Annotated in this window: 15 protein-coding genes; 14 read left to right on the top strand and 1 reads right to left on the bottom strand. The window is 69.1% G+C overall.

Features of this window, described 5'->3' with window-relative positions; genetic code table 11:
• Positions 1-2 precede the first annotated feature (2 nt).
• Positions 3-266, bottom strand: coding sequence for a hypothetical protein (locus tag EPD82_RS00520; RefSeq protein WP_141054271.1), 264 nt, complete (start codon positions 264-266; stop codon positions 3-5).
• Here EPD82_RS00520 and mraZ point away from each other — a divergent pair.
• The 14 genes from mraZ to ftsA are packed head-to-tail and all read left to right on the top strand — an operon-like array spanning position 247 to position 15,684.
• On the top strand, positions 247-690 hold the full coding sequence (mraZ, locus tag EPD82_RS00515) for a division/cell wall cluster transcriptional repressor MraZ (RefSeq protein WP_141054268.1): 444 nt from the start codon (positions 247-249) through the stop codon (positions 688-690). The genes EPD82_RS00520 and mraZ overlap by 20 nt on opposite strands.
• Positions 687-1,610, top strand: coding sequence for a 16S rRNA (cytosine(1402)-N(4))-methyltransferase RsmH (gene rsmH / locus EPD82_RS00510; RefSeq protein ID WP_141054265.1), 924 nt, complete (start codon positions 687-689; stop codon positions 1,608-1,610). The genes mraZ and rsmH overlap by 4 nt, the downstream gene beginning before the upstream one ends.
• Positions 1,607-1,867 carry a cell division protein FtsL gene (gene ftsL, locus EPD82_RS00505; RefSeq protein ID WP_055422625.1) on the top strand — a complete coding sequence of 87 codons (261 nt, stop codon included), beginning with the start codon at positions 1,607-1,609 and terminating at the stop codon, positions 1,865-1,867. The genes rsmH and ftsL overlap by 4 nt, the downstream gene beginning before the upstream one ends.
• Positions 1,868-1,869: 2 nt before the next feature.
• Positions 1,870-3,600, top strand: coding sequence for a peptidoglycan D,D-transpeptidase FtsI family protein (locus EPD82_RS00500; RefSeq protein ID WP_055422626.1), 1,731 nt, complete (start codon positions 1,870-1,872; stop codon positions 3,598-3,600).
• Position 3,601: 1 nt separating this feature from the next.
• A complete protein-coding gene (locus tag EPD82_RS00495; RefSeq protein ID WP_055422627.1) occupies positions 3,602-5,125 on the top strand; it encodes a UDP-N-acetylmuramoyl-L-alanyl-D-glutamate--2,6-diaminopimelate ligase in 1,524 nt (507 codons plus the stop codon).
• Positions 5,122-6,513 (top strand): UDP-N-acetylmuramoyl-tripeptide--D-alanyl-D-alanine ligase, encoded by a 1,392-nt coding sequence (locus EPD82_RS00490; RefSeq protein WP_055422628.1) that lies wholly within the window; start codon positions 5,122-5,124, stop codon positions 6,511-6,513. The genes EPD82_RS00495 and EPD82_RS00490 overlap by 4 nt, the downstream gene beginning before the upstream one ends.
• A gap of 4 nt (positions 6,514-6,517) precedes the next feature.
• On the top strand, positions 6,518-7,606 hold the full coding sequence (mraY, locus tag EPD82_RS00485) for a phospho-N-acetylmuramoyl-pentapeptide-transferase (RefSeq protein ID WP_055422629.1): 1,089 nt from the start codon (positions 6,518-6,520) through the stop codon (positions 7,604-7,606).
• Between the two features lie 6 nt (positions 7,607-7,612).
• Positions 7,613-8,986, top strand: coding sequence for a UDP-N-acetylmuramoyl-L-alanine--D-glutamate ligase (gene murD, locus EPD82_RS00480; RefSeq protein WP_055422630.1), 1,374 nt, complete (start codon positions 7,613-7,615; stop codon positions 8,984-8,986).
• Positions 8,971-10,194, top strand: a complete 1,224-nt coding sequence (gene ftsW / locus EPD82_RS00475; RefSeq protein ID WP_141054262.1) for a putative lipid II flippase FtsW — start codon at positions 8,971-8,973, stop codon at positions 10,192-10,194. The genes murD and ftsW overlap by 16 nt, the downstream gene beginning before the upstream one ends.
• On the top strand, positions 10,191-11,264 hold the full coding sequence (murG, locus tag EPD82_RS00470) for an undecaprenyldiphospho-muramoylpentapeptide beta-N-acetylglucosaminyltransferase (RefSeq protein WP_141054259.1): 1,074 nt from the start codon (positions 10,191-10,193) through the stop codon (positions 11,262-11,264). The genes ftsW and murG overlap by 4 nt, the downstream gene beginning before the upstream one ends.
• A complete protein-coding gene (gene murC, locus EPD82_RS00465) occupies positions 11,261-12,700 on the top strand; it encodes a UDP-N-acetylmuramate--L-alanine ligase (RefSeq protein WP_141054256.1) in 1,440 nt (479 codons plus the stop codon). The genes murG and murC overlap by 4 nt, the downstream gene beginning before the upstream one ends.
• Complete coding sequence (locus EPD82_RS00460; RefSeq protein WP_141054253.1) at positions 12,697-13,638, top strand: D-alanine--D-alanine ligase; 942 nt, start codon at positions 12,697-12,699, stop codon at positions 13,636-13,638. The genes murC and EPD82_RS00460 overlap by 4 nt, the downstream gene beginning before the upstream one ends.
• Entirely contained in the window at positions 13,625-14,461 is an 837-nt protein-coding gene (locus EPD82_RS00455; RefSeq protein WP_141054250.1) for a cell division protein FtsQ/DivIB, read from the top strand. The genes EPD82_RS00460 and EPD82_RS00455 overlap by 14 nt, the downstream gene beginning before the upstream one ends.
• Positions 14,458-15,684 (top strand): cell division protein FtsA, encoded by a 1,227-nt coding sequence (gene ftsA, locus EPD82_RS00450; protein ID WP_055422636.1) that lies wholly within the window; start codon positions 14,458-14,460, stop codon positions 15,682-15,684. The genes EPD82_RS00455 and ftsA overlap by 4 nt, the downstream gene beginning before the upstream one ends.
• Positions 15,685-15,730: the final 46 nt, after the last annotated feature.

Here is a 15,730-nt window from a genome sequence, read left to right as displayed (position 1 = left end):
CTTTACATTTGCTTACAAATCATGCCGCGCCCGTTGCCGTGGCGCAAGACCGATCGATTCTCTTTTGTCATGCTGAAACGGAGGGGCATTCCCTTGCCCGTCCGGCTGTTGTTTTCACTTCCTGTTCGCTTCCATTCATTCGTCTTGCCGGCCTGACCGGAATGCGGCAGCGAGGTTTTTTTGCGGCCGTGGGATTTCGTGGGAAAAAGTGGCAAAATGTGGGTGTTACGGCCAGAGGCGACGGCGATGTTCCAAGGGGCGGTCACGCTCAGTCTCGATGCGAAAGGACGGATCGTCGTTCCGGCGCGTTTTCGCGCGGCCCTGGCGCCCGAAGATCGCCCCGTGGTGCTGACGGCGCATCCGCACAAGTGTCTGCTGGTCTATCCCGAAGCGGTGTGGGCGCCCATCCGCGAGCGCATCGTGGCCCTGCCTGGGCTCGATCCGCGCACCGCGGCCTTGAAGCGCCTGCTGGTGGGGTTTGCTCAGGAAGAGGAGCTCGATGCCTCCGGACGGGTGTCGGTGGCCGCTTCCCTGCGGCAGTGGGCGGGGCTGGAGAAGAACGTGTGGCTGGTGGGTCAAGGCACGCATTTCGAGTTGTGGTCCGAAGCGGGGTGGCAGGCGCAGCAGCAGGCGATGCTGGCGCTCTCGGCCGAGGATCTGGCCGGGACGTTCGAGGGCGTGGTGCTGTGAGCGAAGCGCACGTTTCCGTGCTGCTCGAAGAGGCGATCGAGGCGCTCGCACCGCGCCCCGACGGCATCTATGTCGATGGCACCTTTGGGCGCGGCGGGCATAGCCGCGCGTTGTTGCAGCGCCTGGGGCCGCAAGGGCGGGTGATCGCCTTCGATCGCGACCCGGAGGCGATCGCGCACGGCCGCGCCTGGAGCGAGCCGCGCCTTACTCTGGTGCATGCGCCGTTCTCGCGCCTGGGGGCCGAGCTCGACGCGCTGGGGGTGGCGCAGGTCGACGGCATCCTGCTCGATCTGGGGGTTTCCTCGCCGCAGCTCGATGCGCCCGAGCGCGGCATGAGTTTCCGCTTCGATGCGCCGCTCGACATGCGCATGGATCCGACGAGCGGCGAACCCGTATCGAGCTGGCTCGCGCGCGCGAGCCGTGAAGAGATCAGGGAGGTGATAAAAAATTATGGCGAAGAACGGTTTGCTGATGCGATTGCAAAGGCGATTGTTGCTGCGCGCGCAAGGGCGCCTATCGAGCGCACGGGACGACTTGCCGAGCTCGTGGCGCAGGCGGTGCGCACGCGCGAGCCGGGGCAGCACCCTGCGACGCGCACCTTCCAGGCTCTTCGGATTTTCGTCAATCGCGAGCTCGAAGAGCTCTCGCTGACCCTGCCGCAGGCGATGGCGCGTCTGCGCCCCGGCGCGCGGCTGGTGGTGATCAGTTTCCATTCGCTCGAAGACCGGATCGTGAAGCATTTCATGCGTGAGCACTCTTTCCCGCCGCCGCTGCCGCCGGGCCTGGCGGTGCGCGAGGCCGAGCGCCCGGTGCCGCCGCTACGGTGGGTGGTGCGCAAGCTGCGGCCTTCCGCAGAAGAATGCGCCCGCAACCGCCGTGCTCGCAGCGCGGTGATGCGGGTGGCGGAGCGGCGCTCATGACGCGCTTCGAGGCGATGCTCGTCGGTCTGGTGGTGGCGAGCGGCGTGATGCTGGTGCAGGCCAAGCACGAGGCGAGGCTGCGCTATCTGGCGCTGGAGATGCAGACGCGGCGAGGCGAGCGGCTCGACGTGGAGTGGCGACAGCTCCAGTTGGAGCGCGCGACCTTGGTGACCCAGGACCGGGTACAGCGCCTGGCGCAGGAAAAATTGGGCCTGGCGTCGCCGCGGCCAGAGCAGATCGTGCCGTGGGAGCGTTGACGATGGAAAAGACGGCGGTCAATCCGATGTTGGTGCTGGCGGTTCCGGTATGGCGCCAGCGGCTGATGGCGGGTTTGCTGCTGACCCTGCTGGCGGCTCTGGTGGTGCGGGCGGCGTATCTGCAGGGGGTGCAGCGAGATTTTCTCCAGCAGCAGGGCGAGGCGCGCTATGAACGCCAGATCGAGGTGCCGGCCATGCGCGGGCGTGTGCTCGATCGCAACGGTCAGATCCTCGCCGATTCCTCGCCGGTGGCCAGCATCTGGGCCGACCCGGCCAAGGTGCGCGAATGGCCGGCGGAGGATTTTGCCCGGCTGGCGCACGCCTTGGGCATGAGTACCGATGAATTGGATCGGCGCCTCGGTCAAGGCGGGCGCCGATTCGTCTATCTGCGACGGCAGTTGCCTCCAGATCAGGCCGCACCGCTGGCCCAGCTCGGCCTCGAGGGCGTGGGCGTGGTCGAGGAATATCAGCGTTTCTATCCTCAGGGCGAGGCATTCGCCCAGCTGGTGGGGCTCGTCGACGTCGATGGCAACGGCATCGAGGGGCTGGAGGCGAGTCTGCAGGCCATGCTCCAGGGGGAGGCTGGCAAACGCCTGGTGATCCAGGACCGGCACGGCCGCGTGGTGCAGGATTCGGTCTGGGTGCAGCGGCCGCGCGACGGGCGCGACGTGGTGCTTTCGCTCGATGCGCGCATCCAGCACATCACCTACCGGGCGCTGGAGCGGGCGGTGGAACTGCATCAGGCGCGCGCCGGCGGGGCGGTGGTGATCGACGTGCGCACGGGGGAAATCCTGGCGCTCGCCAATTGGCCCAGCTACAATCCCAACCGCCGCACGGGGCTCGACTTGAGCGAGGTGCGCAACCGCGTGGTCACCGACATCTACGAGCCCGGCTCGGTGATGAAGCCCGTGCTGGTTGCCTTGGCACTGGAGCGCGGCAAGGTCAGACCGGACACGCTCATCGACATCCAGGGGGGCGTCTTCCAGGTAGGCAACCACACGATCCGGGATTCGCATACCGGCGATCGTGCCCTGACGGTATCCCAGGTGATCCAGAAGTCGTCCAACGTGGGAGTGGCCAAGATCGCGCTCGGCCTCGATTCGAGGGATCTCTGGCAACACTACCGGGCTTTCGGTTTCGGCGTGCGCCCCGATCTGCCTCTGCCCGGGGTGGCATCGGGGCGCATGCTGCCTTCCGGCTCTCTCAAGCCCATCGAGGTGGCGACCATGGCCTATGGTCATGGCATCTCCACTTCCCTGCTGCAGCTGGCGCATGCCTATCAGGCGATCGCCAACGACGGGGTGATGCTGCCCCTGTCGCTGACGCGGCGCGATGCGCCCCCTCCGGTCTCCGAGCAGCGCCGGCTTCTTTCGCCCAAGACGGCGCAGGAGGTGAAGGCGATGATGGAACTCGTCACCCAGGCCGGGGGAACCGCGACGCGCGCGGCGGTGGCAGGGTATCGTACCGCCGGCAAGACCGGTACGGCGCACAAACTCGAAGACGGGCGTTATGTGGACAAATACGTCGCTTCTTTCGTCGGCTATGCTCCGGCTTCCCAGCCGAGGCTGGTGGTGGCGGTGATGATCGACGAACCCAAAGTGAAGTCCTACTACGGTGGCATCGTGGCGGCGCCGGTGTTCGCCGAGATCGTCGGGCAGGTATTGCCCGGCCTCGGCGTGGCGCCGGACATGCCTGGACCGGCAGTGGCGGCAGCCGAACGACCGCGAGGCTGACATGAATCCGATACGCGACATCGAGGATCTGTGGTGGGAGCTGCACCGGCAAGGGGTCTATCCGCGGGCGGTGACGCACGATTCCCGGCAAGTGGCGCCAGGTACGCTGTTCCTGGCCTGGCCGGGAGAGAAGACCGACGGCAGGAACTACCTCGTCCAGGCGCTTGCCGCCGGTGCGGAGGCGGTGGTCTATGAGGCCGGGGATGGCTGGGTCCCTCCGCCCGAATTGGCCAACCGGGTTCCCTTGATCGCCGTGGAGGGGCTGCGGCCCATGGCTGGCCTTCTCGCCGACCGTGTCTATGGGGCGCCGTCGCAATCCTTGTGGGTGGCCGGCGTCACCGGCACCAACGGCAAGACGACCACCAGCCAGTGGCTGGCGCAGGCATTGGAAGCGCTCGGGGTGGCGTGCGGGGTGATCGGTACGCTCGGCTGCGGGCGCATCGGCCGTCTGGAGGACCTGGGATTCACCACGCCCGAGGCGCCCCAGATCCACGCCTGGCTGCGGCGTTTTCTCGATGCCGGCTGCCAGGCAGCGGTGATGGAGGTTTCCTCCATCGGCTTGGTACAGGACCGAGTCGCCGGTGTGCGCTTCGACGTGGCGCTCTTCACCAACCTCACGCGCGATCACCTCGACTATCACGGCAGCATGGAAGCCTATGCGGCGGCCAAGCGGCGGCTCTTCGAGCGGCCGGAGCTGCGTGCGGCGGTGATCGACGTGGATGACGCCGTGGGCGAGGCCATCGCGCGCGAGTGCGCTGCCCGCGGGCTGGAGACTTGGGCGGTGAGTCTGAGGGCACGTCCGGCGTTGCCGGGCGTGCGGCCCCTGTGGCTCGCGGAGCCGCCGCGCGAAGGCACGAGCGGCCAGCGCCTGATGCTCGCCCTCGAGGATCGCACGCTGCCCATGCACCTGCCGGCCTTCGGTACCTTCAATGCCGGCAATGCGCTCTTGGTGCTGGGGGCGCTCCTTGCGCGTGGCGTGGCGCTCGAGCGGGCGGCGGCGGCGCTGGGGCGGGTGGTGCCGCCGCCGGGGCGGATGCAGTGGCTCGGCGGGGTGGCGGAACCCTTGGTGGTGATCGACTATGCCCATACGCCGGATGCGCTCGAGCAGGTGATCTCGGCGCTCGTGCCCACGGCCCGGACCCGCGGCGGGCGGCTCGTGGTCGTCTTCGGGTGCGGCGGGGATCGGGACCGGGGCAAGCGTCCGCTCATGGGCACGGTGGCGGCGCGCGCCGATGCCTTGATCGTCACTTCCGACAACCCCCGCTCCGAACCGCCCGAGGCGATCATCGCCGACATCCTCGCCGGCATCGAACGCAGCGACCTCCTCGTCGAGCCCGATCGGGCCAAGGCCATCGCCCAGGCGATCGAGACGGCCGGCGCCGACGACGTGATCCTGCTCGCCGGCAAGGGGCACGAACCCTATCAGGAGATCGCTGGCGTGCGCCATCCCTTCAGTGACCAGCAGGAAGCCGAGGCGGCGCTGGCGCGCTGGCGCGAACGCAATCTCTTCCCGGAGTTGCCGTGAACACGCCACTGGCGGAGCTCGCCGACCTGCTCGCCGGGCAGGGTGAGGAGGTCGAACGCGTCGGCAGCGGCGAGTGCGAAATCGCCGGCGTGGAGATCGACTCGCGCGCCCCGCTCGTGGGCAAGCTCTTCGTGGCCCTGCGCGGAGCGCGCTTCGACGGGCACGATTTCGTCGCCGCTGCGCTCGCGGCCGGGGCGGCCGCCGCCCTGGTCGAACGGCGCTGGTGGGCGTCACGGCAGCCGGCCGGGGTTTTCCTCGTGGTCGAGGATACCCGCCACGCGCTCGCCCGGCTCGCCGCCGCTTGGCGGGCGCGTTTCCCGTGGCCGGTGGCCGGCATCACCGGCAGCAACGGCAAGACCACCGTCAAGGAGATGACGGCAGCGATCCTGCGCGCGCACTTCGGGGCGGAGTCGGTGCTCGCCACGCGCGGCAACCGCAACAACGACATCGGCCTGCCGCTCACCTTGCTGGAGCTCGAAGCGGGTCACCGCGCGGCGGTGTGCGAGCTGGGCATCAACCGGCCCGGCGAGATGGCGATGCTCGCCGCCATCGCCCGCCCTGACGTCGCGCTGGTGACCACGGCGCAGCGCGCCCACCTCGAGGGGTTTGGCACGCTCGACACCGTGGCGCGCGAGAAAGGGCAGATCTACCGTTTCCTCGCGTCCGACGGGACGGCGGTCATTCCTGCCGACGACCCTCATGCGTCCCTGTGGCGGGAGATGGCGGCGGGGCGCCGCGTGCTTACTTTCGGCCGTGGCGGCGAGGTTTGCGGCACGGCCGAGCCCTTGTCCTGGGGCTGGCGCGTGCAGGTACGTGCGCTGGGCGATGAGGGGGAATTCACGCTGCCGCTGCCTGGGCGGCACAACGTGCACAACGCGCTCGCGGCGATCGCCTGCGCCGTGGCGCTGGAAGTGCCGCTCAAGACGGCGGCCGGTGCGCTTGCCGCCTTCGTCCCCGTGCCCGGACGGCTGCAGCCGGTCCCGGGCGAGCAGGGGGCCTTGCTCATCGACGACACCTACAACGCCAATCCGGACTCCATGCGCGCGGCGATCGAAGTGCTCGCGGCGCTGCCGCATGCGCGCAAGCTGCTCGTGCTGGGCGACATGGGCGAGGTGGGCTCCGAGGCGCCGCGGCTGCATGCCCAGTTGGGTGTCCAGGCGCGCGCGGCGGGTATCGAGCGGCTGTTTACCTTGGGCGAGCTCGCGCGCGAGGCTGCCGCGGCGTTTGGTCGGGCGGCGGAATCTTTCGTCGAGCTGGAGCCTCTCGTACAGCGGCTGCGCGCGGAGCTCTCGCCGCAGACGGCGGTATTGGTCAAAGGGTCCCGTTTCATGCGCATGGAACGGGTGGTTTCCGCGCTCGCGGCTCGGTCCGCGGCGCTTCAAGGGTGATTCGATGCTTTTGGAATTGGCGCTTTGGCTGGGGCAGGATATCCGGGCGTTCAACGTCTTCGGTTACATCACGCTGCGCACGGTACTGGCGGCGATGACGGCGCTCTTCGTCTCCTTCGCGCTGGGCCCGCGCGTGATCCGCTGGCTTGCGGCAAAGAAGATCGGGCAGACGGTGCGCACCGACGGGCCGCAGACCCATCTGGCAAAGTCCGGCACGCCGACCATGGGTGGAGCGCTGATCCTGCTCGCCGTCTCGGTGACGGTGCTGCTGTGGGGCGATCTGACCAACCGCTACGTGTGGACCGTCTGGCTCGTCACGCTCGGATTTGGCATCGTGGGCTGGGTCGACGACTGGCGCAAGGTGGTGCGGCGCGACCCGAAAGGTTTGCCCAGCCGCTGGAAGTATCTGTGGACCTCGGCGATCGCGCTCGCGGCAAGCCTCTATCTGGGGCTCACCGCCACCGAGCCGGTGCAAACCCAGCTCATCGTGCCGTTCTTCAAGGAAGTGGCGATCCCGCTGGGTCTGGGCGGTTTCGTGCTGTTGTCCTACTTCGTCATTAACGGCACCGGTCATGCGGTCAATCTCACCGACGGGCTCGACGGTCTGGCGGTGACGCCGGCGGTGATGGTGACCGGGGCGCTGGCGATTTTTTCCTACGTGGCGGGGCATGCCGTGTTCGCCCGCTACCTGGGGGTGCCCTACATTCCTGGAGCGGGGGAGCTCGCCGTCTTCTGCGGGGCGCTGTGCGGCGCGGGGCTGGGTTTCTTGTGGTTCAACGCGCATCCGGCGCAGGTGTTCATGGGCGACGTGGGAGCGCTCGCGCTGGGCGCGGCCATGGGCACCATCGCGGTGATCGTGCGCCAGGAACTGGTGCTCTTCATCATGGGCGGCTTGTTCGTGGCCGAGGCGCTGTCGGTGATGCTGCAGGTGGGCTACTTCAAGTGGTCCGGCGGCAAGCGCATCCTGCGCATGGCGCCGCTGCACCATCATTTCGAACTGGGGGGCTGGAAAGAGACCCAGGTGGTGATCCGCTTCTGGATCGTCACCCTGATGCTGGTGCTCTTCGGGCTCTCCACCTTGAAACTGCGGTGAGGGGCGATGGATCTGGTGCTGGGACTCGGTTTGAGCGGTGAGGCGATGGTGCGCTGGCTCGCGTATCGGGGAGTGCCCGTGCGCGCGGCCGACACGCGGGCTCGGCCGCCGGGCGCGGCAAGGCTGGATGCCCTGTTGCCGCCCGAATCGCTGGTGCTGGGCCGGCCGTTCGAGGCGTCGCTGCTCGAAGGAGTCGAACGGGTGTGGCTCTCGCCGGGGCTGTCGCCCGAATTGCCGCTGTGCCGGCAGGCGCGCTCGCGCGGCCTGCCGGTGCAGGGGGAGCTGGCGCTCTTCTACGAGGCCTGGCAGGCGCGCGGGCGTCCGGGGCGGCTGGTGGCAGTGACCGGCACCAACGGCAAGACCACGACCACGGCGCTCACGGCGCATCTGCTGCGGCACGCCGGGCTCGATGCGCTCGCCGCCGGCAACATCGCCCCGGCCATCCTCAGCGCCGCACGCGAGCGCGAGGAGGCCGGGTTGCCCTGGCCGGAGGTGTGGGTGCTGGAGGTGTCGAGTTTCCAGCTGGAGACGGCCGGGCCTTTCGCCGTGCAGGCGGCGGTGGTGCTGAACGTCACCGAGGATCACCTCGACCGGCACGGTTCGCTCGCGGCGTATACCGCCCTCAAGGCGCGCGTCTATGAGGGCGTGGAGACGGCGGTGGTGGTGCGCGACGACGCCCTCGTGCGCGACATGGCCCGCAGCGCGCCGCGGCGCGTGACGGTGGGCAGCGACGCGCCGGGCGCGGCGACGGATTTCGGCGTGCAGGAGGGCTGGTTCGTGCGCGGCCGGCAGCGTCTGGCGCCGCGTTCGATCCTGCCGTTGCCGGGGCGGCACAACGAGATCGATGCACTCGCGGCGCTCGCGCTCGCCGAGGCGATGGGCGTGGCGCCCGAGGCGGCGATCGAGGGCTTTGCCTCGTTCCAAGGGCTGCCGCACCGGGTCGAGACGGTGGCGGTGCGTGCCGACGGGGTGCGCTTCATCGACGATTCGAAAGGCACCAACGTGGGCGCGACGATCGCGGCGCTCGCCGGATTCGATGCGCCGGTGATCCTGATCGCCGGCGGCGACGGCAAAGGGCAGTCGTTCGCGCCGCTCGCTCAGGCGGCGCACGGCAGGGTGCGTCTGGCGCTCCTGATCGGGCGCGATGCCCCGGCACTGGAAGCCGCTTTCGCCCAGGCGGGTGTGCCGGCGCGCCGATGCGCTTCGCTGCCCGAGGCGGTGGCGCTGGCCGATGCGGTGGCCCATCCGGGCGAGGCGGTGCTGCTCTCGCCGGCCTGCGCGAGCCTGGACATGTTCCGCGACTATGCGCACCGCTCCGAGGTGTTTCTGGCGGCGATCCGGTCTTTGCCGGGCGGGGAGGGACGATGGTCGATGCGCTGATCCGCCGCTGGTTCGGCCGCGGGCCGGACCGCCTCACCGAGGCGGCCGCGCGCCATGCAGGGCAGGTGCCGCCGGTACGCTTCGGAGAGTTCGATCTGGCGCTCTTCTGGGCGGTGACGGCGCTCACGCTCTTCGGGCTGGTGATGGTTTATTCGGCAAGCATCGCCTTTGCCGACGAGTCGCGCGCCACGGGGGGCAGTGCGCACTACTTCCTGGTGCGGCAGATGGTGTTCGTCCTCGTGGGGGCTGCGGTGGCCTGGGGGGCGTTTCGGGTGCCGATGCGGGTGTGGCAGTCGCTCACCCCCTGGCTCTTCCTGTTGGGCGTGGCGCTGCTGGTGCTGGTGCTGGTGCCGGGGGTCGGCAAAGTGGTCAACGGCTCGCGGCGCTGGATCCCGCTGGGACCGGTCAATCTGCAGCCCTCCGAGTTCATGAAACTCTTCGTCGCCTTCTACGCCGCCGACTACACGGTGCGCAAGCTGCGCTTCATGGCCAGTTTCTGGCGCGGTTTCCTGCCGCTTGCCTTCGTCGTGGTGCTCGTGGGCGTGTTGTTGCTGTTGCAACCCGATTTCGGGGCGTTCGCCGTGATCAGCGCCATCGCCTTCGGCGTACTCTTCCTGGGCGGGCTGAGGCTGCGCATCTTCTTCGCGCTGATGGTGCTCGCCGGCTTTGCCTTCGCCGGCCTGATCCTGAGTTCCGAATACCGCCGCCAGCGTCTCTTCGCCTTTCTCGATCCGTGGGCCGATCCCTTGGGCAAGGGCTACCAGCTCACGCACGCGCTGATTGCCTTCGGCCGGGGCGAGTGGTTCGGCGTCGGTTTGGGCGGCAGCGTGGAGAAGCTCTTTTATCTGCCCGAGGCGCATACCGATTTCCTGCTCGCGGTGGTCGGCGAGGAACTCGGCTGGGTGGGGGTGTGCGCGGTGGTGGCGCTCTTTGCGGTGGTCATCTGGCGCACCTTCTCCATCGGCCGGGGGCTGGTGTGCGTGGAGCAGTACTTCTCCGGTCTGGCGGTGTTCGGCATCGGCTTGTGGATCGGCGTGCAGGCGCTCATCAACATGGGGGTGAATGTCGGGCTTCTGCCGACCAAGGGGCTGACGCTGCCTTTCATGAGCTATGGCGGTTCGGGTATCATCGCCAACCTCGCGGCGATGGCGGTGGTATTGCGCGCCGACTGGGAGCTGCGCTGCCTGCGGCGAGGGGTGCGGATATGAGCAGGCGCACCGCGCTCGTGATGGCCGGAGGCACCGGCGGGCACATCTTCCCGGCGCTGGCCGTGGCCGAAGCCTTGCGCGAGCGCGGCTGGCGCGTGGTCTGGCTCGGTAACGCGGAGGCAATGGAATCCCGGCTCGTGCCGCCGCGCGGATTCGAATTCGTTTCGCTCGGTTTCGGCGCCTTGCGCGGCAAGGGGATGGGGCGCAAACTGAAACTGCCGTTTTCCTTGGCGGTGGCGATTGCGCGCGCCCTGCGCTTGCTGGGAGAAGTGCGCCCGGGCGTGGTGCTCGGCATGGGCGGATACGTGAGCTTTCCCGGAGCGGTGGCCGCGCGCCTGCGAGGCATCCCGCTCGTGGTGCACGAGCAGAACGCCGTGGCCGGACTGGCAAACCGGGTGCTGGCGCGCCTGGCCGATGCCGTGCTCACGGGCTTTCCCGGGACGCTGCCGGGCGGGCGCTGGGTGGGCAACCCGGTGCGGCGCGAATTCACTACCGTGCCGCCGCCCGAGGTGCGCTTTGCCGGGAGGCAGGGGCCTTTGCGCCTGCTGGTGGTGGGTGGCAGCCTTGGGGCCAAGGCGCTCAACGAGGTGGTGCCGGCGGCGCTGGCGCGGCTTGCGCCCGCCGAGCGACCCGTGGTGACGCACCAGTCGGGCAGCGCCCATTTCGCCGCGCTCGAGCAAGCGTATGCGCACCACGGCGTGGAAGGGCGGTTGCTGCCTTTCATCGAGGACATGGGCGCCGCCCTGGCCGAGGCCGATTTGGTCGTCTCGCGCGCCGGGGCGATGACGGTGGCAGAGCTCGCCGCCGTCGGGGTGGGGGCGATTCTGGTGCCTTTCCCCCATGCGGTCGACGATCACCAAACGGCGAACGCGCGCTTTCTCGTCGAGGGCAGCGCGGCGCGGCTGCTGCCTCAATCCGGGCTCACGCCCGCGGGCCTGGCGGAATTGCTGCGGGGGTTGGACCGTGAACGTTGCCGGCAGATGGCGCTCGCCGCCCGGGCGCTCGCCCGGCCCGAGGCGACCGAGGCGCTCGCCGACGAACTCGAACGATTGGCAAAGGACGGAACATGAAACACCGCGTCAAACGCGTGCACTTCGTCGGCATCGGCGGGGTGGGGATGAGCGGTATCGCCGAGGTGCTCTCGCACCTGGAGTTCGAGGTGAGCGGCTCGGATCTGGCCGAGAGCGCGACGCTCGCGCGTCTGCGTGCGCTCGGCGTGCGGGTGATGCTCGGGCACGCCCCGGAGCACGTCGCCGGGGCCGACGCCGTGGTGGTTTCTTCGGCGGTGGCGGCGGACAACCCCGAGGTGCTCGCCGCCCGCGCGGCCGGCATCCCGGTGGTGCCGCGGGCACAGATGCTGGCCGAGCTGATGCGCTTCAAGCAGGGCATCGCCATCGCCGGCACCCACGGCAAGACGACCACCACCTCGCTGGTGGCGAGCATCCTCGCCGAGGGGGGGCTCGATCCGACTTTCGTCATCGGCGGACGCTTGATCGCCGCCGGCAGCAACGCCCGTCTGGGCCAGGGAGAATACCTCGTGGCCGAGGCGGACGAGTCGGATGCCTCTTTCCTGCACCTTTCCCCGGTGATGGCGGTGGTCACCAACATCGATGCCGACCATATGTCCACTTACGGGCACGACTTCGAGCGGCTCAAGACCGCCTTCGTCGATTTCCTGCATCGCCTGCCTTTCTGGGGCGTGGCAGTACTCTGTCTGGACGATCCACACGTCGCGTCCATCGTGCCGCGGATCGAGCGACCAACGGTGGGCTATGGCTTGAACCTGGAGGCGGCCGTGCGCGCCGAGGACGTGCGCGCCGAGCGCGGGAAGATGCTCTTCACCGCCGTGCGGCGCAACGGGCGCGAGACGCGTCTTCCGGTCGAATTGAACCTCTCCGGCCTGCACAACGTGCGCAACGCGCTGGCGGCGATTGCTGTGGCGAGCGAACTGCACGTGCCCGATGAGGCGATCGTGCGTGCGCTGGCGGGCTTCCAAGGGGTGGGGCGACGATTCCAGCGCTACGGGGATCTGCCCCTTATCGGGGAAGACGGGGCGGTGCGCGGCACCTACACCCTCATCGACGACTATGGGCACCACCCGGTGGAGATGCAGGCCACGCTGGACGCGGTGCGCCTTGCCTTCCTAGGGCGGCGCGTGGTGGTCGTCTTCCAGCCGCACCGCTACAGCCGCACGCGCGACTGCTTCGAGGACTTCGTGCGCGTGCTCTCGGGGGTGGATGCCTTGGTGCTGCTGGAGGTCTACCCGGCCGGCGAGGAGCCGATTCCGGCGGCCGACGGACGCAGCCTCGCGCGGGCGCTGCGGCTGCGCGGCAAGATCGAGCCGTTCTTCGTCGAGCAGCTCGATGAAGTTCCGGCGGTGCTGCCGCAGGTGGTGCGCGACGGCGACGTGGTCGTGACCATGGGGGCGGGCTCGATCGGGCGACTGCCGGCACGCCTGGTGCAGGAATCCGCCGCCGTGGCGGCGAACGAGGAGCGGGTGGCATGAGCGGCGATCTGGGCAAAGTGGCGGTGCTTCTGGGCGGGCGCTCGGCCGAGCGCGAGGTGTCGCTCATGTCGGGGGCGGCGGTGCTCGAGGCGCTGCGCCGCGCCGGCGTGGACGCGCACCCGTTCGATCCCGCCGAGCGCGACCTCTGCGACTTGAAGCGCGAAGGCTTCGCGCGCGCCTTCATCGCCTTGCATGGCCGCGGCGGCGAGGACGGCACCCTCCAGGGCGCGCTCGAATGGTTGCGTATCCCCTACACCGGCAGTGGCGTGCTCGCTTCCGCCCTGGCCATGGACAAATGGCGCACCAAGCTCCTGTGGCAGGCGCAGGGGCTGCCCACGCCGCCGGCGCTGCGGCTCACCGACGAAGACTTCGCCGCCGGACCCGAGGCGGTGTCGCGGCGGGTGTGCGAGGCGCTCGCGCTACCCGTGTTCGTCAAACCGGTGCACGAAGGCTCCAGCATGGGGGCAACGCGCGTCGAGCGCGAAGAGGATCTGTGGCCGGCGCTGGAGGCGGCGCGGCGCTTCGATGGTGAGGTGCTCGTCGAACGCTTCATCGCCGGGCGGGAGATCACGATTGGCTTTCTCGGCGATCAGCCTTTGCCCGCCATCGAGATCATCGCTCCCCGAGGCCGCTACGACTACCACAACAAATACTTCAGCGACGAGACGCGCTATCTTTGCCCGGCCCCCTTGCCGGAAGCGCTCGCCGTGCGGCTGGCCGAACTCACGATGCGCTCGGTGCGCGCGCTCGGCTGCCGCGGCTGGGGGCGCATCGATCTGTTGCTCGAGAGGGAAGACCCCTATCTGCTGGAGATGAACACCGCACCCGGCATGACCTCGCATTCGCTCGTGCCGCTCGCCGCGCGCGCGCTCGGCATCGAGTTCGAGGCCTTGTGCCTGCGTATTCTCGAGGAAGCGCGCTGCGATGAGCAGCTCTGAGCGCTTCTCCCGCCATGCGCCCGCGCCCGTGCCTCCCGGGGCACGCTGGTGGCGCGATGCCTTCGTGCTCGCCCGCTGGACGCGGCGCCTCACGATGCTCGCGCTGCTCTTCTTCGCCGCCGCGGCCTGGTCTTACTGGGGGGAGCAATGGCTGCCGCCGATTCGCACCGTCGTCATCGAAGGCGAACTCGAGCACAGCGACTCCGACCGCCTGCGTTATGCGGCCCTGCGGGCGGTGGAGGGGAAGACCTTCTTCGACGTCGATCTCGGAGCCTTGCGCCGAGCCCTGGAAGACCTGCCTTGGGTTCGCCGCGCCGACGTGCGCCGGGTCTGGCCCGATTCCCTGGTGGTCAGCCTGGCCGAATATCGTCCCATCGCGATCTGGATCGACGTCGCCAGCGGTGAGCTCTCCCTGCTCGATGCCAACGGGCACGTCTTCAGCGCCGTGCCGCCCTCCGACGATCTGCCCCGCATCATCGGCCCCGCCGGGCAGGAGGAAACCCTGCTCGAAGCCTACGAGGGACTCAGCCGGGTACTGCAGCCGCTGGGGCGCCTGGAAGTGCTGCAGGTCGGCCCTACGCTCTCCTATGTCGTGCGGCTGAGCCAAGGGACGGAATTCGTGCTCGGACGGCTCGATTCCCTGCAGCAGGCCGAGCAGCGCCTCTCCTGGCTCGCCCAGCGCTGGGATGCGATCCGCGAGCGGCTCGGCTATGCGCCCGTGCGCGTCGATTTTCGCCACCAGCAGGCGCTCGCGGTCGCCGGGCCGGCGAGTATCATTGCGCCGCCTCCACCGCCGGAATCAAAGGGGAAGAAGAAGAGATGAGGGAAGATCGAGATCTGCTCGTCGGGCTCGACATCGGCACGTCCAAGGTGACGTGCCTCGTCGCCCGATTGCGCGAGGACGGCGGCGTCGAGCCGATCGGGCTCGGCGTGGCGCCGATGACCGGCATGAAACGCGGCGCCGTCGTCAATATCGAAGCGAGCGTGGCGGCGATCGCCCAGGCCGTCGACGAGGCCAAGCGCATGGCCGCCTGCGACATCCCGCGCGTGCACGCCAGCATCTCTGGGGCCCACATCCAATGTACCAACGCCGAGGGGATGCTCGCCGTCAAGGGCAGCGAGATCACGCGCGAGGACGTGGTCAAGGTGATCGAAGTCGCCCGCGCCATGCCCATCCCCTCCGAGCAGCAGGTGCTGCACCTGCTCACCCAGGAATTCATCATCGACGGCCAGGGCGGCATCAAGGATCCCGTCGGCATGAGCGGGGTGAAGCTCGTGGCCAAGGTGCACATCATCACCGGGGCGGCGGCCAGCGCCCAGAACATCATCAAGTGCGTGCGCCGCGCCGGGCTGGAAATCGACGGACTCGTGCTGCAACCGCTCGCTGCGGCGCACGCCGTCCTCACCGAGGACGAAAAGAGCCTGGGCGTGTGCATCATCGACATCGGCGCCGGCACCACCGACCTGGCGGTCTACACCCAGGGGGCGATTCGGCACACGGCCGTGCTTCCGGCCGCCGGCGACATGATCACCAACGACATCGCCATGGCGCTGCGCACGCCCACGGCAGAGGCCGAGACGATCAAGCTCGAACACGGCGCGGCGCGCCACGACTGGGTCGATCCCGAGGAGATGATCGAAGTCGCCCCGGTGGGCGACCGTCCGGCGCGGCGTCTGTCGCGCCAGCGGCTGGCCGACGTGATCCACCCCCGCGCCGAGGAGATATTCGAGCTGGTGCAGCAGGAACTGCGCCGCAGCGGCTACGAGGAGATGCTCTCCTCTGGCGTGGTGCTCACCGGCGGTTCGGCCAAGCTCGGCGGCATGGTCGAGCTGGCCGAGGAAGTCCTGGGGATGCCGGCGCGGCTCGGCGCGCCGCTGGTGGGCGGGCGCCTGCGCGAGCGGCTCGCCGATCCCGAGTACGCCGCCGCCGTCGGCCTGGTGCTCGAGGCGGCCGATTCCCGGCGCAGGATCCCGGGCAGGGGAGGGCGTGCCTCCGGAGGACAATGGTGGCGGCGCACGTGGCAATGGATCCGGGAAAATTTCTGAATATCACGATTTCTTGGTTAGAATGCACGACAAAAGCGGGAGAATG

Origin of the sequence: Tepidiphilus succinatimandens, assembly GCF_006503695.1 — a bacterium.
GTDB lineage: Bacteria > Pseudomonadota > Gammaproteobacteria > Burkholderiales > Rhodocyclaceae > Tepidiphilus > Tepidiphilus succinatimandens.
Note: the sequence above shows the minus strand (reverse complement) of the source record. Positions and strands in the feature narration are given on the sequence as shown.